This is a genomic window from Stenotrophomonas sp. TWI273, assembly GCF_039674765.1.
Classification (GTDB): Bacteria; Pseudomonadota; Gammaproteobacteria; order Xanthomonadales; family Xanthomonadaceae; genus Stenotrophomonas.
On the sequence record NZ_JBDJOA010000004.1, the window covers coordinates 271,633 to 298,143 of the forward strand.

The following is a 26,511-nucleotide window of genomic DNA, read 5'->3' on the forward strand; positions in this document are numbered from 1 at the left end:
ACAACGTAGAAGGGCGGCGCGTTTACGTCCGCGCCGCCCGTCGTTACGTCAGGTCTGCACTCGACCCGGCGCGGTCAGAACCGCGCCGTGGCACCCACGAAGAAGGTGCGTGCACCGCCGTCGTAGTTGTTGCCTTCCTCGATGGTGGAGACATCGCCGAGGTTGAGCACGCCCGCGCGCACCGTCAGGTGCTCGTTGACGTCGTAGCCGGTGACCAGGTCCCAGGTGGTATACGCCTTGGCGAACGTGGCGCTGGTGGAGGACACCAGCTGTTCGCCGATGTGCTGCGCGCTCAGGTTGAGCGACCAGTCATCGGTGACCTGCCAGTCCAGCGAGGTATTGGCGGTCAGCTTGGGCACCACCAGCAGGCTGGCGCCGGTGGTGCGGTTCTTCGATTCCAGCATGCGCGTGGCGTTGGTGATCCAGTTCAGTCGCTCATGCAGGGGCACGGTGACGCTGGCTTCGACGCCGCGGGTACGGGCCTTCTGGATGTTCTGCGCGACCGTCCACCAGAAACCGTTGACGAAGCTGGTCGTCTGGCCGGGGATGTCACGCAGCGGGACCTGCTGGATCTTGTCATCGAAGTCGGTCAGGAAGTACGTGGCCGAGGCCGACCAGCCGTTCTTGTCGTAGCCGACGCCCAGCTCGTAGTTGGTGCTGGTTTCCGGTTCCAGGTTCGGATTGCCGGCCATGTAGCAGCCGGTGGTCCCGTCGGCGCTGATCGAGCGGTTGGTCCAGCCTTCCACGGTCAACGCGGTGCAGCCGTTGCCACCGGACTGGGTCGCCGCGCCGGCGGTGCCCTGCTTCAGGGTGGGCGCGCGGAAGCCCTGCGAGACACCGCCGCGCACAGTCCAGTCATCGGACGGGTGCCAGACGCCGTAGACGCGCGGGCTCAGGTTGTCGTCGTAATTGTCGGTGTTGTCCCAGCGCAGGCCGACAGTGAGGATGAACCGCTCGTGCAGGGTGATGTGGTCTTCAGCGAACAGCGCCCAGGAATCGGCCTCACTGACCGGGCTGATCCGCCCGGTACCGGTCCAGGTGACCGGCACGGTGCCGATGGTGTCGCCGTTTTTCAGCTCTTCGCGCTTCCACTGGCCACCCACATTCAAGCTCTGCTCGACGCCCCAATGGAAGCTGCGGGTGAACGCGGTATCGAACACCGTCTCCTTGGAATGGTTGCCGACGGCGCTGCCCTTGTCTTCGTAATCGTTCTGTACCAGCGTCGTCTTGGACGTGGCGGCGTCGCCGTAGCGACCATCGTGCATGACCACGTAGCCGGTCTGCACCAGCTTGGACAGACCCCACGCACCGACCGCGCCCGCACCGCTGTTGCGCTGCTCGCCACGCGAGGCTTCAACGCCCACGGTGTGGTCATCGTTGACGCGCCAGTTGAGCAGGGCGTTGGCGTTCTCGGCCTTGTTGCCGGGCGTCTCCCGGCGGCCGGTATCCGATTCGCGGTTGGTGACATTGGCACCGATGCGCAGGCCCAGGTTCTCGGTCAGCGGACCACTGAACAGCGCGCCCATCTGGGTGGTATCGCCGCGGGTCGGGGAATCGGGCTTGCTGTAATTGAACGTGACCGAGCCGCCCCATTCGTTGGCGATCTTGCGGGTGATGATGTTGATCACCCCGCCCATCGCATCCGAGCCGTACAACGAGGACATCGGCCCGCGGACCACCTCGATGCGCTCGATCATGTCCGGCGAGAGCCAGTTCAGATCCTGCGGACCCAGGTCATCGCGGTAGTTCACGCCGGAGGAATTACCCTGGCGGCGGCCGTCGATGAGGATCAGGGTGTACTGCTCGGGCAGGCCGCGCAGGCGGATCTTGGACTGCGCACCCGACAGTGCATACCCGCCGGTCACGCCGGGCACGGTGCTCAGCAGCTGGCCGATGCTGCTGACCGGCTTGCGTTCGATCTCCTCGCGGGTGATCACGCTGATGCTGGCCGGGGCGTCCTTGATCCACTGCTGGGCGCCGGTGGCGGTGACCACCACGGTATCCATCTGGCGGGGTGAGGCGGCGGCATCCGCAGCGGCGTCGGCATGCGCCTGGGCGGTCAGTACCAGACCAATGGCGACGGCGAGGGTGGCGCCGGAACGACGGGAAGAAGGGGAGGGGTGCGACATCGCGAAAGTACTCCGTGGCTATGGGAGCCCGCTGGCGATGGCTGGGGACGTCCGTGTGGGGGTTTCAAGTAATCTTAACAATCGTATCACGAACCATTCGCATTTGAAATGTAGCGATACACAGCGATATCGACGGCTGCCGTTATCGCTGTGCGGGGTCGATCACGAGAAACCCTTCACAGCCGCGCGGCTCACTCCACAACACTCAACTGCCGGGTAAGGCTGGGCCGCAATGCCAGCTTGTGGGTGATGCTGGTGATGGTCCGGCGCGGGTCGGTCGGGTGCGGCCGGGAGGTGGTGCTGCTTCTTCCCTGGCGCCACAGCCCGAACATCACGATCTCCGCGCCCACCGGGTAGGCCTTCAGCCACGCCGCATCGGTGTGCCCGACGCTGACTTCGTAGAAATCCCGGCGGTCGGTCACGCCGGTCTGCTGATACTTCGGGGCACAGTTGAGGAAGGTAACGCCATGGGGGTCACCGGGCTGCGGCATGCGATGTGAGCGCACCGTCCCGAGCAGGGCCAGCGGCAGCTCGCTGGATGCCGAGCCAAGCCGTTCCCATGCTTCGTCATAGCGGTCCTGGCCGTAAAGGAAATTCGCCCAGTCGACCCGCTTCTTGCCCAGGCGCAGGGTCAGGTGCGCGGTCAGCAGCGTGTCGTCCTCGCACATCGCCTGCAGGATCAGCAGGTCGGTGAGGGTGCGCAGGTAACCGTCGAGTGGCGCGTCTGCCGGGAGAAGGGTCGGCCCGGCGCTGCCCCGCTTCAGGGCCTGCTGGAGGACCAACAAACGCAGCTCATGCCGGCCATCGCCCAGCGCAGGCAGGAACTCGGGATTGGTTCCGCTGGCGAGCAGGGTCTGCAGATGTGAGGGAGCGTTGTAACGGCACCCTGGCAGATGCTCAGCGCCCTTGTTCAACGCGATGTACGCAGGAACCGCGGCGGGAAGAGCACCGTCGGCACCGCTTCTGTCGTGCGCCGGGACGAATCGGACCGGCACGCTGCAGCCATCGCAGAGCAACGTGGGCAGGGTCTGCTGCGCGTCATGACGTTTCTGCAGGTCGGCCAACCGGTGCAGGGTGCCGTGCGTTCCCACGGCCTTGCGCATCTTGATTCCGCGACTCATCTGCAACCACTGCTTCGTTCAATGGCGACCATGATAGTCGTTTCGATCGATCGCCCTGCGTCGCGAACCGCAGCGCCTGCTCAGCCCGGGTAGGACGGGAAGCGCTGATCCGGGTGCGTCTTCTTCCATTCGGTGTGGGCCACGGTGCCCTCCCACGCAAGGAACGCAGCGGGGATGCGCCCGCGACCGGACCAGGTGGCACCGCTGTGCGGCAGCCAGAAGCGCGGCGGCAGTGCTTCGCGGGGAATCTTGGCCGGCTTGGCGCGCGGGGCGGGGCTGGCCGACCCCGCGCTGTCCACGACTGCCCGGATCCTGCGCTGCTGTTCCGGGCTGAAATCGGCATAGGAGGTCGTGAGCAGCACGAGTGCGCGCTCGAACGCCTCCTTCGTGGCGGCCCGCAGCAGCGCGCTTTCATCCATTCCCGATCGCGCGACCGCAGCGGCCAGGCTGGCCTTCATCGATGATGCGGAGGGGGCGGCGGAGGGCTTACGGGGCATGGGATTCCTGAGAAGGAGGGACGGACGGAGGGCACGATAGCAAATGCCAGCGTGAAGCCATCGGTTTGCGCAGGCCTACTCGTCGATCGTGTTGCCGGTCAGCAGCAGGCGGGCCTGCGACTGCCACCCGCCAATGAACAGATCGGGCTTGCCATCCCCATCCAGATCACCGCGCGCCATGCTCCAGCTGCGTCCGACCGCGGTGCCGGGAATCACCGAGGCAGTGACGTCGGTGAAGTTGCCCTTGCCATCGTTCTGCCAGGCGCGAACCTGCAGCGGCACGAAGCCGGGCACGTCGATGGCGCTGACCACCAGGTCCGGATGGCCATCCTCGTTGACATCCACCACCGTCCCGCCCCAGCTGGAGAAACGATGCGCGGGCAGACGTGCGGCGGTGTCATCCTTGAAACGGGCCTCGCCTTGATTGATCAGCAGGCGCGTCTGCGGATTCTTGTCCCAGGCCTGGTTGTTGCTGGTGAGGTTGAAGAAGACCAGGTCCAGACGCCCATCACCGTTCGCATCGAACGCATGGACTTCCCGCGTCTCGGTGGGAATCTGCGCTCCCAGGCGGTCGGTGGCATCGGTGAAGCGGCCGCGGCCATCGTTGATCAGCAGGCGGTTGATGGGATCCTGGCTGGCGATGGCCATATCCAGATCGCCATCGCCATCCAGATCGGCCAAGGTAATGCCCTGTGCCTGCACGTTGATCGAGGGCAGGTGGGTGGAGGTGGCATCGACGAAGTAGCCCGGGCGTGCGCGGTCATTGAGCCAGAGGAACGGTTGCGCCACACCGGCTTTGCCCTCCGTCGTGTTGCCCACCACGATGTCGGGCAGGCCATCGCCGTTGACATCACCGATGGCGACGCCGTTGGCCTGGCTCATCGCAGGAAGGCGCTCGCTGACCCGTACGAATCCACCCTGGCCGTCACCCAGGAACAGGTTGTGCTGCTCGGTGTCTTCAGCGATGAACAGCGCATCGATATGGCCGTCACCATCAACATCGGCCACGCGTACATGCTCGTTGTCGCCGGTGATCGTGCCGAACGCATCGGGCGCCTGTGTGAGCTTGCCGGTGCCATCGTTGAGGTAGAGCCGGTTGGCACCATTCTCCACCGCCACCGCGACATCCAGATCGCCATCGCCATCGGCATCCAGCAACGCGGCATCCAGTGCATGGAGCTCCGCGTCGGTGGGAACGTGAGTGGCGGTGACGTCGGTAAAAATGGTGCGCGACGGTTGCGACGGGGCAGCGCACGCCGTGACGGAGACGCCGAACAGGGAAGCGGCGAGGGCGAGGGAGGGGATCGTTGAGTGCATGCGGCTCGGGCTCCGAAGCGGTCGTTGAGTGCGTCCGTTGCGAGGGCACGCGTGCCACTGTAGGGGCGCTGGCGTCGGCTGGGTGCGAGGGCATGGCCCCACCAAGCTGTACTTTCGCCAAACTGAACAGGGGTCGGTTCATCCGCGGGTGCGCAATGTTCCGGCAATCTTCGGCCACCAGATTCGATTCCACACCGATACGTTTGGAGGATCCAACGATGCTCACCTCAACCGCTTTCAGCTTCCGTGGCCTGGCCATGGCATTGGCTCTGACCGCTGGCGTCATCGCCGCAGGCGATGCCTCCGCGCTGTCGCGCAAGGACAAGAACACACTGGTGGGTGCCGTGGTGGGTGGCGTCGCGGGGCACGTGCTGTCCAACGGCGACCCGATGATGACCGCAGGCGGTGCAGTGGCCGGCGGCGCGATCGGCAATGTGACCACCAAGGATCGCCGGGACAACCGCGACTATCGCCACGATCGCGATCGCCGCTATGACCGCGACCATCGTTACGAGCGCACCAGCCGCCACGACCGCCGTCACGACCAGCGTCGCTGGGACCATGACCGCCGTAACCACAACCGCGGCTGGCGCTGATCGGGGAAGAACGGACTCCTGCCGCGGCCACCGACGCGGATGCATGCCCCCGTTCCGTGTAAAAGCGCGCGCTTATGCCACCGGCGACAGGGTCTCTCCGGGGACCCGATTCCCCGCCGCCGCCAGCGGCACCGCAGTGATGCGGTGAGTGGCATGACGGTCATTCGCTGCGCGTTGCCTCAAAGCGGTAGGGATTGCCCTGATCGGCAAAGCGCAGCAAATAGCGCGAACTGCGTGTCTTGCCATCGGACAACACAGGGTCCACCTGCACGCCGGTCCGACGGTGTTCGTGGTCAGCGCCGAGGTAGGTGTTGCTCGGATGGCTGAAGCCGGCATGGGGCACTTCCCGTACGGCTGCACACGTGGCAACCAGCGGCGGCAGGGTGTGCAGGCGGCTACCCTGCAACAACAGCACCGCTGTGTAGCGGACGGCGGTCGAGGACCAGAGGCGTCAGGAACTATCTCCGACGCCTTGCAGCCGGGCCTGGATGAACTCCAGCAACGCCCGGACCCGCGCAGTCACCGAATGACGGTGACTGTAGGCGCCAAGCAATTGCAGCGGCGCAGGGCGTAGATCCAGCTGCACTTCCTGCAACCGGCCTACGGCAAGATCATCCTGGCAGGGGTAGGCCGCAACAATTGCGAAGCCAAGGCCCTCACGTGCTCCCGCCACGGCCAGTTCGCCGCTGTTGACGCGATAACGGCTGCGCACAGGCACCTTCACGATGTCGCCCGCGGTGTCGATAAACTGCCAAGGCTGACCCTTCAGTGCGCTTGCGGTGGTGATGCAAGGCAAGGATTTCAGTTCGCGCACGTGGCGCGGCATCCCGGTTCTGGCCAGCAGAGCGGGCGCGGCGACCACGATACTGGGCAATGTTGCGAGTTCGCGGGTGATGAACGCGCTGTCATCTTGGGGCCCCCGGTGGAAGAAGATGGAGAGGTCCATGTCTTCCCTCAGCACTTCCAGGCCGGTCAGGCGCGTGTCGCATTCCAGTTCAATGCCGGGATGGAGACTGCAGAATTCCGCGAGGATAGGAGCGAGCAGCCTTGGCGCTTCGTTTGGCATGCACATCCTCAGAGGGCCCCTCAATTCGCGTTGTACTGCGCCAAGCTCCTCCTCCGTGGAGAGCAAGGCGTCGAGCAGTGGTTTGGCGCGCGCGTAAAGCAGCCTTCCGGCTTCGGTCATGTGCAGATGGCGCGTGCTGCGTTCCAGCAAGCGAACGCCCAACCGGCGCTCCAGCGAGGCGACGTGACGGCTGACGTTGGACGATGGCAGGGCCAGCAGGCGCGCCGCGCCGGAAAAGCTCTGCTCGTCTACGACGGCCACGTAGACACGGACGGTATTCAGGTCGAGGGTACTGCGCATAATTATCCCGCTCAGGGTATGAACATATATCAATCCTGCATGCTAGTTGGCCAGATCGGCAGAGTCTAGGATTGCACTCCCGTCCAATGGATGCCCTGCAACGGCGTGTCCGGGCGAATTGAAAAAGGGGTGCATCGGAATGGACATCGGAATACTGGGTGGCGGGATCGCAGGCTTGAGCGCGGCACTTGCCCTGCACAAGCAGGGGCACACCCCGCGCGTGTATGAACGTCGGGCTGGGCCATCGACCATGGGGGCTGGCGTCACGCTCTGGCCCAACGCTGGCTTCGTACTGCAGGAACTCGGGTTGTCGGAGGATGTCGGGGCAGCGGGCGGGCGGCCATTGTCAGTGCACCGCAAAGACGCAGCGGGTGCTTCGCTGGGAGGCCTGGATATCACGCTGCTGGACCAGATCATGGGATATCCAACCCATACGATCCTGCGTCGGGACCTGCAGGCTGTACTGCTGGCTCATGTGGCACGAGCGGGCATCCAGGTGGAGTTCGGACATCGCGTGGTAGCGATTGACCTGGATGCCAGCGGCAAGGCCGTGGCACGGTTCGCGAATGGGCAGAGCATTTGTCCAGATCTGGTTGTTGGCGCGGATGGCCGCATGGACTCGGTGGCGCGCAGCTTCGTCGCAGGGGACAACACGCCCATCTACCAAGGCTTTGTGAACTGGATCGGGATTGCACAGGGAAATGGTGCACTGGTGAGCGACATCGCGATCCAGGACTATTGGGGTTCGGGCGATCGTTTCGGCTGCGTCGCGATCCGGACAGACCTGGTTTACTGGGCGGCCGCCCAGGCGCGGCCATTACCTGGGGCGACGCCCGCAGCGGACATGCACAACGAGGTGAGTGATCTGTTTGCAGGATGGCCTGAACCTGTCGGCCGCCTCATCGAGGCCACTCCGGCGCACTCCATACAACGGATTGCCGTGCACGACCTCGAACCGCTGCATACGTGGAGCCGAGCAAATGTGCTGCTCATCGGGGATGCAGCGCACGCGCCGCTACCGACCTCCGGCCAGGGGGCCTGCCAGGCACTGGAAGACGCCTGGCACCTGGCGCGATGCCTGGATGGGACCGGCGATTGCCTGGATGAAGCATTGCAGAGTTTCGTTGCAGTCCGCGGACCCAAGACCACAAAGCTGGCAGAGCAGGGCCGAATGTTCGCGCGCGGTCTTTTCGCCAAAGACCCCGAAACGTGCCGAATTCGCAATGAGCGCGCCAAGGCATCCGACGCAGTGCGTGATGCTCAAGCCATGGCGGCAGGATGGTCGCAGGGTTTGCCGATGGCCGACTGCATTGAAAGGGCGGCGAACGGCGTAGACAGCATGTATCGCCTGTGAAGGCGTCCTGCTGGGAGTTCTCCGCTTCTGGCCGAAATCGGACACCGTCGAGGTAGGTAATTGGGGATCTACATCTGCGATAGGGCGAATCTCAGGTTCCCGTCCACCAGTAGGCATTGTCGGATTCGTTGTGGAGTGATCAAGAAAGGCAATAGTCACATTGACGTGCTCTTTGTGAACCGATACCCGAATGGTCACCATTTGCCCGCATCTCTGCCCAGCGTTACTCTTGCCTCATGTCTACTTCAATCTCCGCAGCGCTCGATGCCGAGCGCGGCCCCGCTGAGCATGATGTGCGCACCCAGATCATCCAGGCTGCCACCGCCCATTTCAGCCACTACGGCTACGACAAGACCACGGTGTCCGACCTGGCCAAAGCCATCGGCTTTTCCAAGGCCTACATCTACAAGTTTTTCGCCTCCAAGCAGGCGATCGGGGAGGTGATCTGCGCCAATTGCCTCGCCCAGATCGAAAGCGACGTACATGCCGCCTTGGAAGGGGTTGAAGCGGCGCCGGATCGGCTTCGGGTCCTCTTCACCGCCATCGTGGAGGCCAGTCTTCGCTTGTTCCTCCAGGATCGCCGGCTCTATGAAATTGCCGTGGCGGCCGCGACGGATCAATGGCCGTCGACCCGGGCCTACCAAGGCCGCATCCGGCAGCTTGTCGAGGAAATTTTGAAAGATGGCCGCGCCTCCGGGGCGTTTGAGAACCAGACGGCGCTCGATCAGACCAGTCGCGCGGTGTACCAGATCCTTGTCCCGTATCTGAATCCGGTGACGCTTCCACACGTGTCGGTCATGCACGAAGAATCGCCCAATGCCCTGCAGGAGCTGGTTCTCAGGAGCCTTTCACCTCAACGGGTGTGACTATTGACGAAAACGGTCACTAGGAACAGAATGCGTCCGGATACCCCACTCCGGAAGGCCGTATGCGTCGCCGTTTTGTAGTCCTAGCCATCTCCTGCGTTGTTCCGTTGTTCCTTGTGGCCTGCGGAACGTCGGACGATATCGACCCCCGCACCGCGCCCCCCATCGTCCGGGTTGCCCAGGTCCAAACGGGCGCGGGGAACGCACGCACGTTTACGGGCACCATTGCCGCACGGGTGCAGAGCGACCTGGCGTTCCGAGTGGGAGGCAAGGTCACCGAACGCCTCGTCGAGACCGGGCAGACCGTCAAGCGTGGTGACGTGCTTTACCGGATCGATCCCATCGATCTGAATCTGGCAGCGGCGTCCCAGCAGCAAGCGGTGATTGCGGCCCGGGCGCAGAGCGTCCAAGCCATTGCCGACGAAGCGCGGTATCGCGATCTGGCCGCCAAGGGTGTCGTGTCCCGGTCGGCCTATGATCAGATCAAGGCGGCGGCAGAGGCGGCCTCAGCGCAGCTCAGAGCAGCCGAAGCGCAAGCCCGGGTAGCGCGTAATGCCAGTCAATACACCGCGCTCATTGCCGATGCTGATGGGGTGGTCATGACCATCTCCGCTGAGCCCGGTCAGGTTGTGGCGGCGGGGCAGATCGTCGCCCGGCTTGCCCGTGCAGGCAGCAGGGAGGCAGTGGTCCAACTGCCCGAGACGCTGCGTCCCCAGATCGGCTCCGTGGCCTCGGCGTCCTCGTTCGGGGGCAGCGGCAAGGTCCCCGCGCGGTTGCGCGTGCTCTCGGAGTCCGCAGACCCCGCAACCCGGACCTTTGAAGCCCGCTACACCCTGGAAGACGGCAATACGCCGCTGCCGTTGGGGTCGACAGTGGCCGTAGCGCTTGCTGGCGCAGAGCCTGCCGGCGTCTCGGCTGGCGTTGAGGTTCCGCTGGGCGCGCTGTTCGATCCCGGCACCGGAACCGGCGTATGGGTGATCAGCGGTGAGCCGCTCAAGGCTCGTTGGACGCCGGTCGCGGTCAAGCAGCTGGGCGACGACCAGGCCTTGGTGGAGGGCGCTTTGAAGGCCTCGGATCGCGTGGCGGCGCTAGGCGCACATCTGCTCCGCGAAGGGCAGGTGGTTCGCTTGGCTGACAGCGCCACGAGCACCGCTGCGAACGGAGCCCGTCAGTGAGTGGGTTCAATCTGTCGGCGCTTGCGGTGCGCGAGCGTGCCATCACGGTCTTCTTGATCTTCCTGATTTCCGTTGCCGGCATTGTTTCTTTCTTCCAGCTTGGCCGCGCGGAGGACCCCGCGTTTACCGTCAAGGTCATGACTATCGTGACGGCCTGGCCGGGCGCTACGCCCACGGAGATGCAGGACCAGGTCGCCGAGAAGCTGGAAAAGCGATTGCAGGAGCTTCGCTGGTATGACCGCAGCGAAACCTATACGCGGCCTGGGCTGTCCTTCACCACGTTGACATTGCAGGACGGCACGCCGCCTTCGGAAGTGCAGGAGGAGTTCTACCAGGCGCGCAAGAAGATGGCCGACGAAGCGGCGAACCTGCCCGCAGGCGTGATCGGTCCGATGGTCAACGACGAATACGCGGATGTGACCTTCGCTCTGTTCGCACTGAAAGCGAAGGGTGAGCCGTTCCGCCTGCTTGCGCGTGATGCCGAGACGCTGCGTCAGCGATTGCTGCACGTTCCTGGCGTGAAAAAGGTCAACATCATTGGTGAGCAATCCGAGCGCATCTATGTGGAGCTGTCCCACGAGCGGTTGGCGAACTTGGGTATCACGCCACAGGAGGTATTCGGAGCGCTGAACGGACAGAATGCCCTGACCCCCGCAGGCTCGGTAGAGGCCAAGGGCCCGCAGATCTTCATTCGCCTCGATGGCGCACTGGATCAGCTGGACAAGATTCGCGATACGCCCATTGTTGCACAGGGAAAGACCCTCAAATTGCAGGACATTGCCACCGTCAAGCGGGGCTATGAGGATCCGTCGACCTTCATGATCCGCAACGGCGGCGAGCCGGCGATGCTGCTTGGGATCGTCATGCGTGACGGCTGGAATGGCCTGGATCTTGGCACCTCACTCGATGCGGAGGTCAAGAAGATCAATGACGGGCTTCCTGTGGGCATGGCACTGGACAAGGTCACCGACCAGGCCGTGAACATCAGCGCGTCGGTCGACGAGTTCATGACGAAGTTCTTCGCCGCGCTGCTGGTGGTGATGCTGGTCTGCTTTGTCAGCATGGGCTGGCGGGTGGGTGTCGTGGTGGCGGCAGCCGTGCCGCTGACGCTGGCTGCTGTGTTCATGGTGATGGCCGCAACCGGCAAGAACTTTGATCGCATCACGCTCGGCTCGCTGATCCTGGCACTGGGCCTGCTGGTGGACGACGCGATCATTGCCATCGAAATGATGGTAGTGAAGATGGAAGAGGGTTACAGCCGGGTCAAGGCATCGGCCTACGCGTGGAGCCATACGGCAGCGCCGATGCTGGCGGGCACCTTGGTGACTGCGGTGGGCTTCATGCCCAATGGCTTTGCACGGTCCACCGCGGGCGAATACACCAGCAACATGTTCTGGATCGTGGGCATCGCGCTGATCGTGTCGTGGGTGGTCGCGGTGTTCTTTACGCCGTACCTGGGTGTGAAGCTTCTGCCTGAACTCAAGGTTGTGGAAGGCGGTCACAGCAGTCTTTACGACACGCCGCGCTACAACGGCTTCCGGTCGATCCTGGCGCGCGTGATTGCGCGCAAGTGGCTTGCCGCAGGCTCGGTGATTGGCCTGTTTGTGCTTGCTGTAGTGGGCATGGGGCTGGTGAAAAAGCAGTTCTTCCCCATTTCCGATCGGCCGGAAGTGCTGGTCGAAGTGCAGATGCCCTACGGCACGGCCATCGAACAGACCAACCTGGCCACCAGGAAGGTGGAGCAGTGGCTCGCTGGGCAGGAAGAAGCGAAGATCGTCACGGCCTACATCGGTCAGGGCGCGCCCCGGTTCTATCTCGCCATCTCGCCGGAACTGCCGGACCCGGCGTTTGCCAAGATCGTGGTGCGTACCGACAGCCAGGAACAGCGCGATGCCTTGAAAGCACGGCTGCGTCAGGCGGTGGCGGAGGGCTTGGCGCCCGAAGCGCGGGTGCGTGTGACCCAGCTGGTGTTTGGGCCTTACTCACCTTACCCGGTGGCGTATCGCGTCAGTGGTCCGGACCCGGACGTCATCCGTGGCATTGCGGCCAAGGTTGAGCAGACCCTGCACGCCAGCCCGATGATGCGCACGGTCAACAGCGATTGGGGCGTGCGCACGCCAACGCTGCACTTCACGCTGGATCAGGACCGCCTGCAAGCGATGGGAATGACGTCGGCCTCTGTCTCGCAGCAACTGCAGTTCTTCCTGAGCGGGGTGCCGGTCACTGCCGTGCGCGAGGACATCCGCACCGTCGAGGTTGTCGCCCGGTCAGGCGGGGACACACGCCTGGATCCTGCGCGGATTGCGGATTTCACGTTGGTCGGCGCTGCGGGCCAGCGCGTGCCGCTGTCCCAGATCGGCACGGTGCAGGTCCGGATGGAAGAGCCGGTGCTGCGCCGCCGTGACCGGGTGCCTACCATCACCGTGCGCGGTGACATTGACGATGCGTTGCAGCCACCGGACGTATCGGCAGCGATCAGCAAGCAGCTTGAGCCCCTCATTGCCTCGCTGCCCGAGGGCTACGCCATTGCCCAGGCCGGTTCCATTGAGGAATCGGGCAAGGCAATGAGCGCCATGCTGCCGCTGTTCCCGATCATGCTGGCGGTGACCCTGCTGATCATCATCCTGCAGGTGCGGTCCATCTCGGCAATGATCATGGTCTTCATGACCAGTCCGTTGGGGCTGATCGGCGTGGTCCCAACGCTGCTGCTGTTCCAGCAGCCGTTCGGCATCAACGCGCTGGTGGGGTTGATTGCGTTGTCAGGCATCTTGATGCGCAACACGCTCATCCTCATCGGCCAGATTCACGAGAACGAAGAAGCCGGGATGGAAACCTTCCACGCCATCATCGAGGCGACGGTTCACCGAGCGCGCCCGGTGATCCTGACGTCCCTGGCAGCGGTGCTTGCGTTCATTCCGCTGACCCATTCGGTGTTCTGGGGAACGCTTGCCTACACGTTGATTGGCGGCACCATCGCCGGCACCGTGATGACGCTGGTCTTCCTGCCGGCGATGTATGCCATCTGGTTCAAGGTCCGAGCGGAAAAGACCCCCGTTGCCTGACATTGGCCCGGACCGCTTTTATATGGGAGTGATTCATGAGCATTGCTGACAAAGACCGCATCGTGGTGACCGGAATGGGCGTAGTCAGCCCACTCGGCTGCGGGGTTGAAACCGTGTGGTCCCGTCTGTTGGCGGGGCGCTCCGGCATCGGATCGCTGGGTGCTGATCTTGCGGCCGGAACCGGCAGTGAAGTCGGCGGACGTGTGCCTGACCGCGTTCAAGACCCGGAGGCGGGCTTTGATTCCACCGGGATCATTGCGCCAAAAGATCTCAAGAAGATGGATCGGTTCGTTGAGTTTGCGCTGGTTGCCGCGCATGAAGCGCTTGAGCAGGCGGGCTGGCATGATGCCGATGAACGCGGGCTGCTGCGAACCGCCACCGTGATTGCCACCGGGATAGGCGGGTTTGGATCGATCGTCAATGCGGTCCACACCACTGACAGCCGCGGGCCTGGTCGATTGTCGCCGTTCACTGCGCCCACCTTCCTGGCCAACATGGCGTCTGGGCAGGCATCGATCCGCTACGGGTTCAAGGGACCGCAGGGCGCGCCCGTGACGGCGTGCGCAGCGGGCGTCCAGGCGATCGGCGACGCAGCGCGCCTCATCCGGGCCGGAGAGGCGGACATCGCGCTGTGCGGTGGGGCGGAGGCCGCGATGCACCGGGTCAGCCTGGGGGGCTTCGCGGCGGCCAAGGCGTTGAGTACCTCTTTCAATGACACCCCACAAGCAGCGTCTCGCCCCTTCGATGCGCAGCGGGACGGGTTCGTCATGTCGGAAGGGGCAGGGTTGCTGGTCATTGAGCGGCTGGACCACGCCCTGGCGCGTGGAGCCAAGCCGCTTGCCGAACTGGTTGGCTACGGCACAACCTCTGATGCCTACCATCTGACGGCCGGTCCCGACGACGGCAGTGGCGCGCGGCGGGCGATGGAGATTGCGCTGGCGCAGGCGGGCATCACGCCGGCGCAGGTGGATCACATCAATGCGCATGCGACCTCTACGCAGGTCGGTGATCGGGCAGAGCTCGCGTCGATGCGGGCGCTGTTTGGTTCCCGCTCCGATCTGCTGATCTCTGCCACCAAGTCCAGCACGGGCCACCTGCTCGGAGCGGCTGGCGGCATTGAGGCCATCTTCACCGTTCTTGCCCTGCGTGATCAGGTTGCGCCCGCGACCCTCAATCTCGAACATCCTGACGCGCTGGCAGAAGGGCTCTCAATCGTCGCCGGTCAGCCACAGAAGGCAGATATCGAATTTGCCCTGAGCAACGGGTTTGGGTTTGGCGGCGTCAATGCCAGTGTGCTGTTCCGACGCCTATGAACGCGGCTGCCTCAAGCTCCTTCGCAAGCAAAACCACGCTGCGCTGGGAGAATGCCAGGGCGCAGAGCCGACGGTGCATCCTGGACGCGGCCGCTACCGTGTTCGCAGAGGAAGGGTTTGAGGGCGCAACGATGAGGCGCATCGCTGCTGTCTGTGGCGTCACCAAGGTCACGATCTACGCGCATTATCGTGACAAAGAGCGCCTCTACAAGGCGGTCATGGACAGCCATCTCGCAGCGATGGCGTCGGGTAAGCCCGACATGCAGGGAACGGCAGGCCTGGGCGACGCGCTGATGCGCATCAGTAGTGGTATCGGACGACTGGCGGCAGATGCTTCCTGTCGGGCATTCTGCGCCTCGTTGTCGCGCTCCATTTACGCCAGTGAGGTCTACATCGAACATTGGAACGCGATGCTGGAGCCGTATCTCACGTGTGCGGAGCAAGCGTTTGCGAAGGCTTCAGTCCGCGCGAGCAATGCCGGTGACGGCGAGAAGTTCCTCACGCTCCTCCTTGCAGGGCATGGCCTGCCTGGTGGGGCAAGGCCCATGGCCGAGTGCGGTGCAACCGTCGCGCTTTTTGTGCGGGCCTATGACGCCTTCGGGCAGTGACCCGTATGGCTTAGAATCGGCCTGAAACCTGCCATCGGATCGTCAAGGAGACGTGCCTGCAATGATAAGGATATCCATGCCCACTTTCCTCGCCGCTGCGTTTTCCGCTGTCGGCTTGACGACGTTTGCAGCAGCGACCGAGGCGCTGCCCAGCGGATTGGAGGTGGCGCTCCACCGCGTAGCGGCCGTCGCGCAGGCGCCCGCCTCGACGCAGGCAGCAGAGACATTGTGGGGAACGCCGTTGGATGCGCCCGTGGTGCTGCATGACCGCACCACCGGAACACGTTGGCGTTTGAATGCCGTCACTGGCGGTGTGGAGTCTGTTGCGCTGCGCAAGGATCAACCGCCCGCGAACACCTGCATCGACATCGACGGCACCTCCAACGTGCTGTTGGTGCTGCCTCTGCCCGTGGACAACGACGGACTCGCGACCCTGTTCTGGCATGAACAATGGCACTGCGTGCAGACAGCGCTTGGACTCTCGGCGTCTGAAGGCGATACAGCGCATCTGGATGACGAGAGTGGCCGAACGGCAGTGCGATTGGAGCTGCGTGCGCTCGGGCAGGCGCTGTCCGCGACCGATGATGGCGATCGCCGAAGGCATATCGCGGCCGCGTTGCGGTTCCGGGCGCTTCGATCTGGCGAGGTGGCGTCGGGCGCCCGCGCGCTCGCCGAAGAGGCGAAGGTTGAACGCAACGAGGGCCTTGCCGAGTACACAGGCCGCAAGGTGGCGGCCGCTGCCAACGGAGAGAGTGTGCTGCCCGCGTTGGTGAGGTCGCTGGCTGCGGCAGATGCCTCGGCAAGCTATGTCCGCTCGGCGGCGTACGTGACCGGGCCGGCGTACGGCGTTCTGCTGGATCGTTGGTCCCCGGGCTGGCGCAGCGGACTGTCGACCACGTCCGACCTGCCCGGGCTGCTGGCCGATCAACTCGGTATGCCGCCCAGCGCGTCCGATCTCGAGGATATCGGGCGCGGTTATGGGATGGACGAGGTGCGTGCGCAGGAGCAGGAGCGCGCAGCGATCCGGGCGCAACGCAGTGCTGTGTATCGCGAACGGTTCCTCGGAAGCGATGCCGTTCGGCTACCACTGAGCAAGCCCTCCGCGTCGTTCGATCCGCGCACGCTCTTTCCGCTGGGCGAGGTGGGAACGGTCTATACGCCGCTGACGGTGCGCGACGAATGGGGCGAGCTGACGGCGGAATCTGGTGCGTTGCTGTCGAAAGACTGGAGGCTCGTGACCCTGGGCGGCGGCGCGCTTGCTGGTGGTGCCTCGAACTGGACAGGACCAGGCTGGAGCCTCGCTCTCAGCGAGGGCTGGCAACTGGAGAGGGACTCTGACGGGTGGCGTCTGACGCGCCGGAAGGAAGACGGTAACCGCAGGTAAAAGAGGTGCTGGATCGTCTGCGACCTACCGCATCTCCACCACCACCTTGCCCTTGGCCCGGCTGCTCTCAACGTGGGCCAGGGCGCCTTGGGTCTGCTGGAACGGGAAGACCCGGTCGATGACCGGACGGATCGCACCAGCCTCCACCAGCGAGGTGATCTCGCTCAACTGCTGGCCGCTGGCCCGCATGAACACGAAGGTGTACGTCACGCCCTTCTGCTTGGCCTTGCTGCGGATGCCATGGCTGAGCAGGCGCATGACCTGCTTGAGCGGCCAGGCCAGCGCGCGCGCACTGGCAAACGCGGGCGTGGGTGGCCCCGAGATCGAAATGAGATGCCCGCCCGGCCTGAGGATCTGCAGCGAGCGGGTCAGTTCATCCTTGCCGAGGCTGTTGAGCACCACATCGTAGTCGCGCAGTTCCGTCGCGAAATCCTGCTGTTTGTAATCAATGACGACGTCTGCGCCGAGATCCTTCACCCACGCGACGTTGGCGGTACTGGTGGTGGTGGCCACGAAGGCGCCCAGATGCTTGGCCAGCTGGATCGCCACCGTCCCGACGCCGCCGGAGCCGGCCTGGATGAAGACCTTCTGCCCAGCTTTGAGCTGGGCGGTTTCGACCAGTGCCTGCCATGCGGTCAGCGCGACCAGGGGCAGCGAGGCGGCCTCCACCATGGTGAGGTTGCCGGGTTTGAGCGCCACCGAGGCAGCATTGACCGCAATGAATTCGGCGAACGTGCCGATGCGATCATCGTCGGGACGCGCATACACCTCATCGCCGGGGTTGAAGTGGTGCACCCCGGCACCGACACTTACCACCGTGCCGGCCATATCGTTGCCAAGAATCAGCGGCAGGCGATAAGGCAGGATCAGCTTGAACTCCCCGGTGCGTATCTTGGTGTCCAGCGCATTGACGCTGGCCGCGTGCACGCGGATGAGCACATCGTCATCGCGCAGCGGAGGCTGTGGGGCGTCGCCGATGCGGCCGGTCTCTTTTTTGCCATAACGGTCGACGAGGAAGGCTTTCATGGGCGGTGTGTCTCTGGTGGAGGGTTGCCGTCAGGCTGCGGGGCAGGGAACGTGGTGGGCGCATCAGTTATCGAGGAACGCTAGCGCGTCCCGAACGAACTCGTCGTGATACTGGAATATCCCGCCATGACCGGCGTCGTCGTAGAGGACCAGCGTTGCATCGGGAATGCGGTGGGCCAGATCGCCACTGTTGGGTGTGGGGACCATGATGTCGCTGTCCCCATTCGCGATGAGCACCGGGATACGGATGTCGCCCAGGTCCTGGGGCGATTGCCTGCCCCACGCGGTGATCGCCTTCAGTTGCCGCAGGAACGCCCCGGGTGAGGCTGGCCTGTCGCGATCATTCGTGCGTTCCTTCAACCGTTGCAGGAACGCGGTGGCCGCCTGTCGGCTGCGGGCGCTGGCGGTGAAGAACAGGTAGTACTTGGGATCGCGCCGCGTCAGCAGGCCCTTGAGGATCAAGGGCCAGGACACGCGGCCCACCCGGTCGATACCGCGGCCACCCGCTGGCCCGGTACCGGTCAGGATGAGCCGACGCACCAGGTCGGGCGCGTCCAGCACCACCTGCTGCGCAACGAAACCGCCGAGCGAGAAGCCGAGCAGATCGACGCTGCCCAAGCCCATCGTGCGAATCAGCGCGATCGTGTCCTGCGCCATTTCCGCGACGGTTACCGGTGCTTTGCCACCTGATCCTCCAATGCCACGGTAGTCGATGGCGATGACGCGATGCCTGCTGGCCAGGCCATCCACGATGTGCGGGTCGAAGTTGTCGAGCACCGCGCCCCAGTGGTTGAGCATGACCAGCGGGGAGCCGTGCTGCGGCCCCAGTTCGCGGTACGCGAAACGGGTGCCATCGACCTCCAGCGAGCGGGTCGGTGCATTCTCGAACGAACGTCTGGAGGCGGGGGGCGTGCTGGGAAGCGTCACGGTCGCGTACCTGTGGGGTCAGGGCTTCACTCGGTGGGGCGATAGCGTTCCGCCGCCTGCGCCTGCCGGATGTCCGAGAGCAGGCCCTGACGCGATGCGTCCAGCGTGTCCCAGCGTTCGGCCACATGCAGCGGTGGAATCGTGACGGTCTCGCGGCGATCAAAGCCGACCAGCGCCGCATCAACCAGCTCGCCGACATCCATCACCTCCGGCAACGTGTTGATGTCGATACCGGCCCGCTGCCAGATCTCGGTGCGCGTCGTCGCCGGCAGCACAGCCTGAACGTAGACCCCCTTGGGCGTCAGCTCCAGGCTGAGCCCCTGCGACAGGAACAGCACGAAGGCTTTGGTCGCACCGTAGACGGACATGCCGAACTCCGGCGCCAGCCCAACCACCGAGCCGATGTTGATGATCGCGCCTTCACCGGCGTTGGCCAGTCGCGGTGCAACCGCAGCGGCCAAGCGGGTCAGGGCGAGGGTGTTCAGCGTGATCAGTTGTTCGATGCTGTCGGCCGACTGCTCGGTGAAGCCACCGGATTGGGCGATGCCGGCGTTGTTGATCAGGATGCCGATGCGCGCATCCTCGTGGAGGCGGGCTTCAACGGTGGCCAGGTCGCTGCGCAGGGTGAGGTCGGCCGGAAGTACATCGATGGCAACGCCGGTGTCGTGGCGCAGGCGCACGGCCAGTGCGTCCAGCCGCGCCGTGTCGCGCGCGACCAGTACCAGATCGTGGCCGCGGCGAGCAAATCGTTCGGCGTAAACGGTGCCGATGCCGCTGGAGGCGCCGGTGATGAGGACAGCAGGAAGCAGGCTCATGGTGTGTCTCTTGACATGTAATGGGGGAACGGGGATGCAGCGCGGCGATGGCGACGGGGTTACTGCGCGAACGTGTCGGTCAGGGCGGGGTAGTCGGTGTAGCCTTCCGCGCCGCCGCCATACAACGTGGCCGGGTTAAGGGCGTTCAAGGGCGCGCCGGTTTCCAGGCGTTCGACCAGATCCGGATTGCTGATGAAGGCACGGCCAAAGGCGAACAGGTCGGCCTTGCCACCGGCGAGATGCGCGTTGGCCAGCTCCAGGTCATAGCCGTTGTTGGCCAGGTAGGTGCCGGTGAAACGGCGGCGCAGGCCGTCGAAGTCGAACGGGGCGACATCGCGCGGGCCGCCCGTCGCGCCTTCGACCACATGCAGGTAGACGACGCCCAGCGCGCTGAGCTGATCGACGATGTAGTCGTACTGCGGCTGCGGATCGCTGATGGTCGCGATGGCGTTGGCCGGCGAGACCGGCGAGAGGCGCACGCCGGTGCGATCGGCGCCGATCTCAGCGGCTACGGCCGCAGTGACCTCCAGCAGCAGGCGTGCACGGTTTTCGATCGAGCCGCCGTAGGCATCGGTGCGCTGGTTGGCGCCGTCCTTGATGAACTGCTCGAGCAGGTAGCCGTTGGCACCGTGGATTTCGACACCATCGAACCCGGCGGCGATCGCATTGGCGGCGGCCTGACGGAAGTCGTTGACGATGGCCGGCAGTTCGTCGATCTCCAGTGCACGCGGCTCGGACACATCGACAAAGCCGTTGTGGACGAAGGTCTTGGTGTGCGCCCGGATGGCCGAGGCGGACACGGGCGCGGCGTTGCCGGGCTGCAGATCCACGTGGGAGATGCGGCCCACGTGCCACAGCTGCACGAAGATGCGCCCGCCGCGCGCGTGCACGGCATCGGTGACCTTGCGCCAGCCATCGATCTGATCCTGCGTGTAAAGCCCCGGCGTGTCCTGGTAACCCTGGGCCTGCGCCGAGATCTGGGTGGCCTCGGTGATGATCAGGCCGGCCGAAGCGCGCTGGGCGCAGTAGGTGGCGGCGAACGGACCGGGCACAAGACCGGCCCCGGCGCGGTTGCGCGTCAACGGTGCCATCACGATGCGGTTGGCCAGGGACAGCGGGCCAAGGGGGTAGGACTGGAAGAGCGTCGAGGTCGTCATGGTGGGTGCGGGGTCGTGAGCGGTGAGGGATGGCGCAGGCGGGCCGGCAGTGGCGTCGCCTGGAAGTGACTCAATGATGATGACCGTAATCTTAGATGTCAATGGTTTGATGATGGTGATCATCTATCCGTGGTAAAGTGCGCGTCTATCGAGGCAGAACGGCAAGAGACCACCCGTCATGAAGGTCACCAAGGCACAGGCGCAGGCCAACCGGGCGCACATCGTCGACACCGCTTCCACGCTTTTCAGGGAGCGGGGCTACGACGGTGTGGGCGTCGCAGACCTCATGGCGGCCGCCGGCTTTACCCATGGCGGCTTCTACAAGCACTTCGGCTCCAAGGCCGACCTGATGGCGGAGGCAGCAAGCTGCGGCCTGGCGAGATCGGCCGATGCCGCCGCCGACATGGACCTGGCGAGCTTCATGCGCTACTACCTGTCCCGGCAGCATCGTGACGCGCCAGGCCAGGGCTGCACCATGTCGGCGCTGTGCACCGACGCGGCGCGTCAGCCGGATCCGGTCAAGGCGGCCTTCGCTGCAGGTATCGAGGCGCAGCTGGCCGTCTCTCCCTACGCGGAAGGGCAGGCCGACGGCCCCACGTCGGAACAGGCGCGTGCTCGGCGCATCGCGTTGATGGCCCAGGCGGTCGGCGCGATGGTGTTGTCCAGGTCCTGCCCGGACGACTCGCCGCTGGCGGACGAGATTCTGGATGTGTGCCGGGAAGACGTGCTGGCGCGGTTGGGTGGTGTGCCCAACGGCTGACGCGTGCTGGCCCAGATCCGCAACGCGCAGTACGTGGCGCGCAACGCGTGTCCTGCCACTCGCCCGGTCGCCTCATGTCGTCGTGCGCGCGCCTCGTGCGCTAGCGATGGAAAAGCGTGCACGTCGCCTCTAGCTGGCTCACCGCTTGGTTCGCCTGACCGGGCCTGAAAATCGGAGGCTGCGTCTTGTACCACGCCGGTGGCAGCCCATCATCACGCTCCCTCTACGTCTCCCAGCTTCAACTGAATGCCGGTCATGGCGCTGGTGAAAAGGCCGCTATAGTCCGAACACCCCAGACAAAGGAGGCACTGCAATGTTTCTGACCACAAAACAAATGACGACGGCGCGTACGCTGGCTGTGGCAATCATCGCTACCGTAGGCCTCAGTTCCTGCGCCACGTACAAGGACGAGTTCGCAACGATCAACTCACGCCTTGATCAACTCGACACGAAAGTGCAGGGCGCGGCCCAGAGCGCCGAATCGGCCAATCAATCCGCGCAGCAGGCCAACCAGCGTCTGGATCAGATCGAAGGCCGTGTGCAGCAGCTCGAACAGGCGCCCCGCCGCAAGCCACGCGGTTGATCGCTCGTGCTCCGTGTGTGAGCAACGTTTGAATCGACAACGGGTGGCCTACGCAGGCCACCCGTTGTCGATGATCGTGCAATCGTCATTGCAAGGAAGTGTCCCATCCGTACGCACTCTTACCCCGTAGTCCTGGCCCTTCGCGGCGCACTGACCATGGCGCTGGCGCTGGCAAGCATCGGCGTGGCAAACGCCGAGGATGCGGCTGCGCAGCCGACAGCCGCTGTCGATGAACTCCCGCCAGGCCAGGAAGTATCCAACACCGTGATCGAACTCGCGGGCTGGGTGGTTGCCACCAAGGACAGCCAGGGCTATCCGTTCGCCATCATGGACAAGGCCGCTGCCCAGGTGCTGGTCTTCGATGGCGAGGGCCGGCTTCGCGGCGCGGCGTCCGGGCTGTTCGGCTCGGCCACCGGTGACCATACGGCCCCCGGTATTGCCGGTCTTGCGCTTCGCGAGATTCCGGGTCGGGACCGTACGACGCCTGCAGGTCGCTTCGTGGGCGGGTACGGCCCGTCGATCGATGCCGGTCGCGTGCTGTGGGTGGATTACGAGTCCGCCGTCTCCATCCATCCGACGGCGATGGGCGTCCCGGCCGAAAGGCGCGTGGAACGTCTGGCATCTCCCTCGCCGGACGACAACCGCGTTACCCATGGCTGCATCAATGTGTCGCCAGGGTTCTACGAGAAGGTCATCCAGGCGACGTTCGAGCGGGGCGGGGTGTTCTACGTCCTGCCGGACAAAGCGTCGATAGCGGAGACCTTCCCGGAGTTCGCGAAGAGCCGTGCGGCGACGCAGGGCGACGAGGGAACCCGGGCTGGCCCTGCCGGCAAGTGAGGAGCGCATCGCATCACGGTGCATGCCGTTCGAAGTGTGCTTCAAGCACGTTGATGTCTGCCTCAACAACGACAGCAGCCACGTAGCCATCCGGCCGGATCAGCAGCCACTCACCCGGCTCCAGACCGTAGGCCTCGGCGAAGTGTCCGGCCGCATCACGCAGATCGCCGCCCTGGCCGATGACATGCATGCGCAGACCCTTCCGCGCAGGTGCGGCGGCGCGGCGGGTTTCGTAACCCAGCAACGTCCAATGGGTCCCGCGAAAAACCTCGAACAGGCGTACTGGCTGACCCCCCGCACCCTGCAAAAGGGCGTCAGGGGCGCGGCAACCCGGCGTGATACGCCCACTTCGGAGCTCGGCAGGTAGCGAGAGCGAGGCGTCGGCGTACCCGAGGTCGAGCTGCTGGACCTCGCGCCCACGTCGATTGTCGCCGCGTTGTGCGTGGTCAAGCAGCGTGGTTGCAAGCCCGAGCATGGAGGCCGCAATGGGGCGTCGCTCTTGTTCGTACGTACCGAGAAGCGCGTCCGGTGCACCCTGCAGCACTGCAGCCAGTTTCCATCCAAGGTTGTACGCATCCTGCACGCTGGTGTTCAGGCCCTGGCCGCCGGTGGGTGGATGCGTATGGGCAGCATCGCCTGCCAGGAAGACGCGGCCGTCGCGGTAACGCTCTGCCAGCCGGGCGCTCATCTGGTAGGCCGAGGCCCATTGCACGTCGAGAACGGTGAGATCATGGCGACCGGTCCGCGCACGCACCATGGCACCGAGGCCGTCGGCCGAGAGGTCCACCTCACCCTCCAGCGGGACCGGCGCCTGCAGTTGGAACAGGCGTGTTCCCATGAGTGGACACAGAGAGATCCGTTGCGCCATGTCGTCCTGGTTGAACGTATGCCAGGCGTCGCGTGGCAGCCCTTGCAGCACGATGTCGGCCACCACCGCGCGCACGCCCAGCGTTTTGCCGGGGAAGCCGATACCCAGCGCCTGGCGCACGAAGCTGCGCCCGCCGTCGGTGCCGATCAGGTAGCGCGTGCGCACGGTCTGCTCGCCCGTTGGCGTGGCAAGACGGACGCTTACCCCGGTGTCGTCCTGCTCGACGCCGATCACTCCGTGTCCGAAGTCGACCCGGTGCCCCAGCTCCGCCAAGCGGTCGCGCATCACGGACTCGGTCAGGAACTGCGGCACCATCAGCGGCTGTCGATACGGTTCGGCCGGGGAAGCCGGCGCCGCTTCGATGACGGCGGCGTCCGTGTGGGTGCCATCAGCATGATGCGAGCGCGAGACCGGGTAGAGGCCGCCGGCCGCGAACAGCTGATCGACGATGCCCATTTCTTCGAAGACTTCCTGGCTACGCGGCTGGATACCTTTGCCACGCGACCCATGGAACGGGTTTTCCCGCTGCTCCACCAGGCGGAATGCCACGCCACGGCGGGCCAATTCGATGGCCAGGGTGAGGCCGGCTGCGCCGGCGCCACAGATCACTACGTCAGGGGTGTTGCCCATTGCATCGCTCCAGGTATGTGTAATATGCACTTACTTGGAGGGGATGCTATGCCGGTGAAAAAGAAGGTGCAAGATACACATAATTCGGCCGAGTTGAGGTCGCTTCACCTGTCGATGGTCAGCCTCGCCAGTGTGATGAACCGCCCGCGCAACGATGAACGGCTGATCCAGGAGGCGGGCGTGACGCTGGACCAGGCGTTGTTCCGGCTGCTGGTGGTGATCGAACGGGTAGGGCCGATCGGGGTGGTTGAGCTGGCCGATCGCCTGGGCCGGGATTACACGACCATCAGCCGTCAGGTGGCCAAGCTGGCTGCGATGGAACTGGTCACGCGTCGCGGTAACCCCCAGGACCGCCGCATCCGTGAGGCGACCATTGCGCCGAAGGGCAAGGACATGACGGACCGGTTGGATGCCGCACGTGAGCGGATCGGCCGGGAGATCTTCGCCTCCTGGCCTGCGCAGGATGTATCGGAGCTGGTGCGTTTGATGGCAAAGTTCGCCAGCGCGCTGGAAGCGCGGGAGCGCGAGCCGTAACGACGCACCGCGGACGTTTCAGCCCACCTGTTCGTCGCTTGGCCCAGTCACAACCTCAAGGCATTACACGTGAAAGGATTCCCGTTGCTTCCGCTGCTGCTTGCAGTGTCGTTACCCGCCAGTGCCATCGTCATTCGCCACGATGTGGAGGATGCCGCGTACCGCGTTCCCGCCACCGAGTTTCCCGCCCTCGTGGACATGCCCGGCGAGGGCCACGGCGCGCTGATCGCACCGCAGTGGGTGCTGACTGCCGCGCACACGCTGCCGATGCAGGCCGATCTCAAGCAGGTGATGATCAACGGTACTGCGCGGGAGGTTGAGCGCGTCATCACCCATCCCGGCTACAGGACGCTGCCCCAGACGTTGATCGATCAGGCCATGGCCAGCGGCGAGGCGATGCTGATCGTGGTGTTTCTCGCCTCGGGCGATGATGTTGCGCTGATCCGGTTGAAGGCGCCGGTCACCGACGTGGCGCCGGTGGCCCTTTACGGCGACAGCGACGAGGCCGGTCAGATCGCGAAGATTTTAGGAAAGGGTGCAACGGGTACCGGCGCCACCGGGCATTCTCCCAACGGCCCCAATCGCACCGAGCTCCGGCGTGCGTTCAACCGGATCACCAGTGCCTACGACCGCTGGCTCTGCTACGTGTTCGACGAACCGCCGGAAGCGTTGCCCCTCGAGGGCGTGCTGGGCAACGGCGACAGCGGTGGTCCGGTGCTCATCGAGCGCGATGGCCAATGGCTGCTGGCCGGGCAGGGCGCCTGGAAGGTCGTGCAGGGTAATGTGCTGACGGCTCGACCCGGGCGCTATGGTCAGGTGACCTGCAATGTGCGGATGAGCCACTACGCGGATTGGATTGAGCGCGTGATGACCGAGCAGCCGTAGGCAGTGCTGGAGGGCAGGATCTGGCGGACTGGCGTCGCCGCCAGCACGACGTCAGCTCCGATGCCTGGGCTATGATCCAGACGCCAGTAGCAAGGGAGCATCACTCACATGGATGTCGTGGAACCGCTGGATGTGCTTCGCACTTCCGTACGCCGCCTCACTTGGTTGACTGTCGCGCTTGCAGTGCTTGTCGTGGGCCTGACGGTGGCGGTCATCGCACTGTCGATGGCGCCGCGAGGTGCTCTCACCGTTGATGAAGTCCGCGCCCGTCGCATCGTTGTGCTGGATGACCAAGGCGTCATGCGCGTTGAGATGGGCCAGGATTCACATGATGCCGGCCGACGATCGCGCACAGCCGGCGTCTGGCTGTACGACGCCAAAGGCGACGAACGCGGTGGGATGGCAACCCACGAAGATGGCCTGGTAGGTCTTGCCTTCGATGCTCCGGTGGGGAAGGGCGAGGATCACCTGCGTGATCGCCTGAGCCTGCGCGTGGATGCCGATGGTGCGGCCCAGGTGCTGCTCACGGACAACCTGACCCGTGGCATCGTGGGCCTGCTGTCCGACGGTGCAGGCAACGGCGGGGTGGAGACGTATCGCTGGGACATGGGGGCAAAGCTCATCCATCGCCGTTACATCACGTTCGATCTGGACGAGCGGCAGGAACGCCCGTTGGGCGAGCCGCAGATGCAGTAGTCCGG

25 protein-coding genes are annotated in these 26,511 nt (G+C 64.7%); 14 read left to right on the forward strand and 11 right to left on the reverse strand.

Annotated features, from left to right (window positions below; translation table 11 throughout):
- Positions 1-74: 74 nt before the first annotated feature.
- From ABE571_RS07715 to ABE571_RS07730, 4 genes are all read right to left on the reverse strand, one after another.
- A complete protein-coding gene (locus ABE571_RS07715) occupies positions 75-2,129 on the reverse strand; it encodes a TonB-dependent receptor (protein WP_346493494.1) in 2,055 nt (684 codons plus the stop codon).
- Between the two features lie 191 nt (positions 2,130-2,320).
- Entirely contained in the window at positions 2,321-3,250 is a 930-nt protein-coding gene (locus tag ABE571_RS07720) for a hypothetical protein (protein WP_313212803.1), read from the reverse strand.
- An 80-nt stretch (positions 3,251-3,330) separates the two neighbouring features.
- A complete protein-coding gene (locus ABE571_RS07725; RefSeq protein ID WP_313212804.1) occupies positions 3,331-3,747 on the reverse strand; it encodes an H-NS family nucleoid-associated regulatory protein in 417 nt (138 codons plus the stop codon).
- 75 nt (positions 3,748-3,822) lie between these two features.
- Positions 3,823-5,064: a VCBS repeat-containing protein gene (locus ABE571_RS07730; protein WP_313212806.1), complete on the reverse strand. Its 1,242-nt coding sequence runs from the start codon at positions 5,062-5,064 to the stop codon at positions 3,823-3,825.
- 218 nt (positions 5,065-5,282) lie between these two features.
- Between ABE571_RS07730 and ABE571_RS07735 the strand changes: the two genes are divergently transcribed.
- Positions 5,283-5,660: a hypothetical protein gene (locus ABE571_RS07735; RefSeq protein ID WP_259259764.1), complete on the forward strand. Its 378-nt coding sequence runs from the start codon at positions 5,283-5,285 to the stop codon at positions 5,658-5,660.
- A gap of 160 nt (positions 5,661-5,820) precedes the next feature.
- Here ABE571_RS07735 and ABE571_RS07740 read toward each other — a convergent pair whose 3' ends face one another.
- Positions 5,821-6,066, reverse strand: coding sequence for a hypothetical protein (locus ABE571_RS07740; protein WP_346493495.1), 246 nt, complete (start codon positions 6,064-6,066; stop codon positions 5,821-5,823).
- A gap of 45 nt (positions 6,067-6,111) precedes the next feature.
- Positions 6,112-7,026 (reverse strand): LysR family transcriptional regulator, encoded by a 915-nt coding sequence (locus ABE571_RS07745; RefSeq protein WP_313212809.1) that lies wholly within the window; start codon positions 7,024-7,026, stop codon positions 6,112-6,114.
- Between the two features lie 139 nt (positions 7,027-7,165).
- Here ABE571_RS07745 and ABE571_RS07750 point away from each other — a divergent pair, with 139 nt between their 5' ends.
- The 7 genes from ABE571_RS07750 to ABE571_RS07780 all read left to right on the forward strand — a co-directional run bounded on the left by ABE571_RS07750 (position 7,166) and on the right by ABE571_RS07780 (position 16,788).
- Complete coding sequence (locus ABE571_RS07750; protein ID WP_346493496.1) at positions 7,166-8,380, forward strand: FAD-dependent monooxygenase; 1,215 nt, start codon at positions 7,166-7,168, stop codon at positions 8,378-8,380.
- Between the two features lie 236 nt (positions 8,381-8,616).
- Entirely contained in the window at positions 8,617-9,246 is a 630-nt protein-coding gene (locus tag ABE571_RS07755) for a TetR/AcrR family transcriptional regulator (protein WP_313212813.1), read from the forward strand.
- A gap of 62 nt (positions 9,247-9,308) precedes the next feature.
- Positions 9,309-10,421 (forward strand): efflux RND transporter periplasmic adaptor subunit, encoded by a 1,113-nt coding sequence (locus ABE571_RS07760; RefSeq protein WP_346493497.1) that lies wholly within the window; start codon positions 9,309-9,311, stop codon positions 10,419-10,421.
- Complete coding sequence (locus tag ABE571_RS07765; RefSeq protein ID WP_346493498.1) at positions 10,418-13,483, forward strand: efflux RND transporter permease subunit; 3,066 nt, start codon at positions 10,418-10,420, stop codon at positions 13,481-13,483. The genes ABE571_RS07760 and ABE571_RS07765 overlap by 4 nt, the downstream gene beginning before the upstream one ends.
- Positions 13,484-13,518: 35 nt before the next feature.
- The gene (gene fabF / locus ABE571_RS07770) at positions 13,519-14,796 is read left to right on the forward strand and encodes a beta-ketoacyl-ACP synthase II (RefSeq protein WP_346462583.1); all 1,278 of its coding nucleotides are present in this window, start codon (positions 13,519-13,521) and stop codon (positions 14,794-14,796) included.
- Positions 14,793-15,404: a helix-turn-helix domain-containing protein gene (locus ABE571_RS07775; protein WP_313218626.1), complete on the forward strand. Its 612-nt coding sequence runs from the start codon at positions 14,793-14,795 to the stop codon at positions 15,402-15,404. Before fabF ends, ABE571_RS07775 begins: the two co-directional genes overlap by 4 nt.
- 76 nt (positions 15,405-15,480) lie before the next feature.
- Positions 15,481-16,788, forward strand: a complete 1,308-nt coding sequence (locus ABE571_RS07780; protein ID WP_346493499.1) for a hypothetical protein — start codon at positions 15,481-15,483, stop codon at positions 16,786-16,788.
- 24 nt (positions 16,789-16,812) lie between these two features.
- Here ABE571_RS07780 and ABE571_RS07785 read toward each other — a convergent pair whose 3' ends face one another.
- The 4 genes from ABE571_RS07785 to ABE571_RS07800 form a co-directional block, all read right to left on the reverse strand.
- The gene (locus ABE571_RS07785) at positions 16,813-17,814 is read right to left on the reverse strand and encodes an NADP-dependent oxidoreductase (protein WP_346493500.1); all 1,002 of its coding nucleotides are present in this window, start codon (positions 17,812-17,814) and stop codon (positions 16,813-16,815) included.
- A gap of 63 nt (positions 17,815-17,877) precedes the next feature.
- Positions 17,878-18,741 (reverse strand): alpha/beta hydrolase, encoded by an 864-nt coding sequence (locus ABE571_RS07790; RefSeq protein WP_346493501.1) that lies wholly within the window; start codon positions 18,739-18,741, stop codon positions 17,878-17,880.
- Between the two features lie 26 nt (positions 18,742-18,767).
- Complete coding sequence (locus ABE571_RS07795) at positions 18,768-19,556, reverse strand: SDR family oxidoreductase (protein WP_346493502.1); 789 nt, start codon at positions 19,554-19,556, stop codon at positions 18,768-18,770.
- A gap of 59 nt (positions 19,557-19,615) precedes the next feature.
- Positions 19,616-20,713 carry an alkene reductase gene (locus tag ABE571_RS07800; protein ID WP_346493503.1) on the reverse strand — a complete coding sequence of 366 codons (1,098 nt, stop codon included), beginning with the start codon at positions 20,711-20,713 and terminating at the stop codon, positions 19,616-19,618.
- A gap of 178 nt (positions 20,714-20,891) precedes the next feature.
- On the opposite strand from ABE571_RS07800, the gene ABE571_RS07805 reads away from it, so the two are divergent.
- The 3 genes from ABE571_RS07805 to ABE571_RS07815 all read left to right on the forward strand — a co-directional run bounded on the left by ABE571_RS07805 (position 20,892) and on the right by ABE571_RS07815 (position 22,893).
- Entirely contained in the window at positions 20,892-21,473 is a 582-nt protein-coding gene (locus tag ABE571_RS07805) for a TetR family transcriptional regulator (RefSeq protein WP_346482441.1), read from the forward strand.
- 313 nt (positions 21,474-21,786) lie between these two features.
- Positions 21,787-22,056: a hypothetical protein gene (locus tag ABE571_RS07810; protein ID WP_121037094.1), complete on the forward strand. Its 270-nt coding sequence runs from the start codon at positions 21,787-21,789 to the stop codon at positions 22,054-22,056.
- A 156-nt stretch (positions 22,057-22,212) separates the two neighbouring features.
- The gene (locus ABE571_RS07815; RefSeq protein WP_313212376.1) at positions 22,213-22,893 is read left to right on the forward strand and encodes a hypothetical protein; all 681 of its coding nucleotides are present in this window, start codon (positions 22,213-22,215) and stop codon (positions 22,891-22,893) included.
- Between the two features lie 13 nt (positions 22,894-22,906).
- Here ABE571_RS07815 and ABE571_RS07820 read toward each other — a convergent pair whose 3' ends face one another.
- Positions 22,907-24,391, reverse strand: a complete 1,485-nt coding sequence (locus ABE571_RS07820; RefSeq protein ID WP_346493504.1) for an FAD-dependent oxidoreductase — start codon at positions 24,389-24,391, stop codon at positions 22,907-22,909.
- A gap of 48 nt (positions 24,392-24,439) precedes the next feature.
- On the opposite strand from ABE571_RS07820, the gene ABE571_RS07825 reads away from it, so the two are divergent.
- The 3 genes from ABE571_RS07825 to ABE571_RS07835 all read left to right on the forward strand — a co-directional run bounded on the left by ABE571_RS07825 (position 24,440) and on the right by ABE571_RS07835 (position 26,506).
- Entirely contained in the window at positions 24,440-24,925 is a 486-nt protein-coding gene (locus ABE571_RS07825) for a MarR family winged helix-turn-helix transcriptional regulator (RefSeq protein WP_313218618.1), read from the forward strand.
- 84 nt (positions 24,926-25,009) lie between these two features.
- Entirely contained in the window at positions 25,010-25,810 is an 801-nt protein-coding gene (locus ABE571_RS07830; protein ID WP_346466194.1) for a trypsin-like serine protease, read from the forward strand.
- Between the two features lie 108 nt (positions 25,811-25,918).
- Positions 25,919-26,506 carry a hypothetical protein gene (locus ABE571_RS07835; protein ID WP_346466193.1) on the forward strand — a complete coding sequence of 196 codons (588 nt, stop codon included), beginning with the start codon at positions 25,919-25,921 and terminating at the stop codon, positions 26,504-26,506.
- Positions 26,507-26,511 lie beyond the last annotated feature (5 nt).

Bases quoted from the DNA above. Each gene is read 5' to 3' on its own strand.
- ABE571_RS07835 (WP_346466193.1), top strand. From the start codon at position 25,919: ATGGATGTCGTGGAACCGCTGGATGTGCTTCGCACTTCCGTACGCCGC.
- ABE571_RS07805 (WP_346482441.1), top strand. From the start codon at position 20,892: ATGAAGGTCACCAAGGCACAGGCGCAGGCCAACCGGGCGCACATCGTC.
- ABE571_RS07715 (WP_346493494.1), bottom strand. From the start codon at position 2,129: ATGTCGCACCCCTCCCCTTCTTCCCGTCGTTCCGGCGCCACCCTCGCC.
- ABE571_RS07820 (WP_346493504.1), bottom strand. From the start codon at position 24,391: ATGGGCAACACCCCTGACGTAGTGATCTGTGGCGCCGGCGCAGCCGGC.
- ABE571_RS07760 (WP_346493497.1), top strand. From the start codon at position 9,309: ATGCGTCGCCGTTTTGTAGTCCTAGCCATCTCCTGCGTTGTTCCGTTG.
- ABE571_RS07725 (WP_313212804.1), bottom strand. From the start codon at position 3,747: ATGCCCCGTAAGCCCTCCGCCGCCCCCTCCGCATCATCGATGAAGGCC.
- ABE571_RS07825 (WP_313218618.1), top strand. From the start codon at position 24,440: ATGCCGGTGAAAAAGAAGGTGCAAGATACACATAATTCGGCCGAGTTG.
- fabF (WP_346462583.1), top strand. From the start codon at position 13,519: ATGAGCATTGCTGACAAAGACCGCATCGTGGTGACCGGAATGGGCGTA.
- ABE571_RS07775 (WP_313218626.1), top strand. From the start codon at position 14,793: ATGAACGCGGCTGCCTCAAGCTCCTTCGCAAGCAAAACCACGCTGCGC.
- ABE571_RS07795 (WP_346493502.1), bottom strand. From the start codon at position 19,556: ATGAGCCTGCTTCCTGCTGTCCTCATCACCGGCGCCTCCAGCGGCATC.
- ABE571_RS07730 (WP_313212806.1), bottom strand. From the start codon at position 5,064: ATGCACTCAACGATCCCCTCCCTCGCCCTCGCCGCTTCCCTGTTCGGC.
- ABE571_RS07720 (WP_313212803.1), bottom strand. From the start codon at position 3,250: ATGAGTCGCGGAATCAAGATGCGCAAGGCCGTGGGAACGCACGGCACC.
- ABE571_RS07735 (WP_259259764.1), top strand. From the start codon at position 5,283: ATGCTCACCTCAACCGCTTTCAGCTTCCGTGGCCTGGCCATGGCATTG.
- ABE571_RS07785 (WP_346493500.1), bottom strand. From the start codon at position 17,814: ATGAAAGCCTTCCTCGTCGACCGTTATGGCAAAAAAGAGACCGGCCGC.
- ABE571_RS07815 (WP_313212376.1), top strand. From the start codon at position 22,213: ATGGCGCTGGCGCTGGCAAGCATCGGCGTGGCAAACGCCGAGGATGCG.
- ABE571_RS07755 (WP_313212813.1), top strand. From the start codon at position 8,617: ATGTCTACTTCAATCTCCGCAGCGCTCGATGCCGAGCGCGGCCCCGCT.
- ABE571_RS07745 (WP_313212809.1), bottom strand. From the start codon at position 7,026: ATGCGCAGTACCCTCGACCTGAATACCGTCCGTGTCTACGTGGCCGTC.
- ABE571_RS07750 (WP_346493496.1), top strand. From the start codon at position 7,166: ATGGACATCGGAATACTGGGTGGCGGGATCGCAGGCTTGAGCGCGGCA.
- ABE571_RS07810 (WP_121037094.1), top strand. From the start codon at position 21,787: ATGTTTCTGACCACAAAACAAATGACGACGGCGCGTACGCTGGCTGTG.
- ABE571_RS07800 (WP_346493503.1), bottom strand. From the start codon at position 20,713: ATGACGACCTCGACGCTCTTCCAGTCCTACCCCCTTGGCCCGCTGTCC.
- ABE571_RS07780 (WP_346493499.1), top strand. From the start codon at position 15,481: ATGCCCACTTTCCTCGCCGCTGCGTTTTCCGCTGTCGGCTTGACGACG.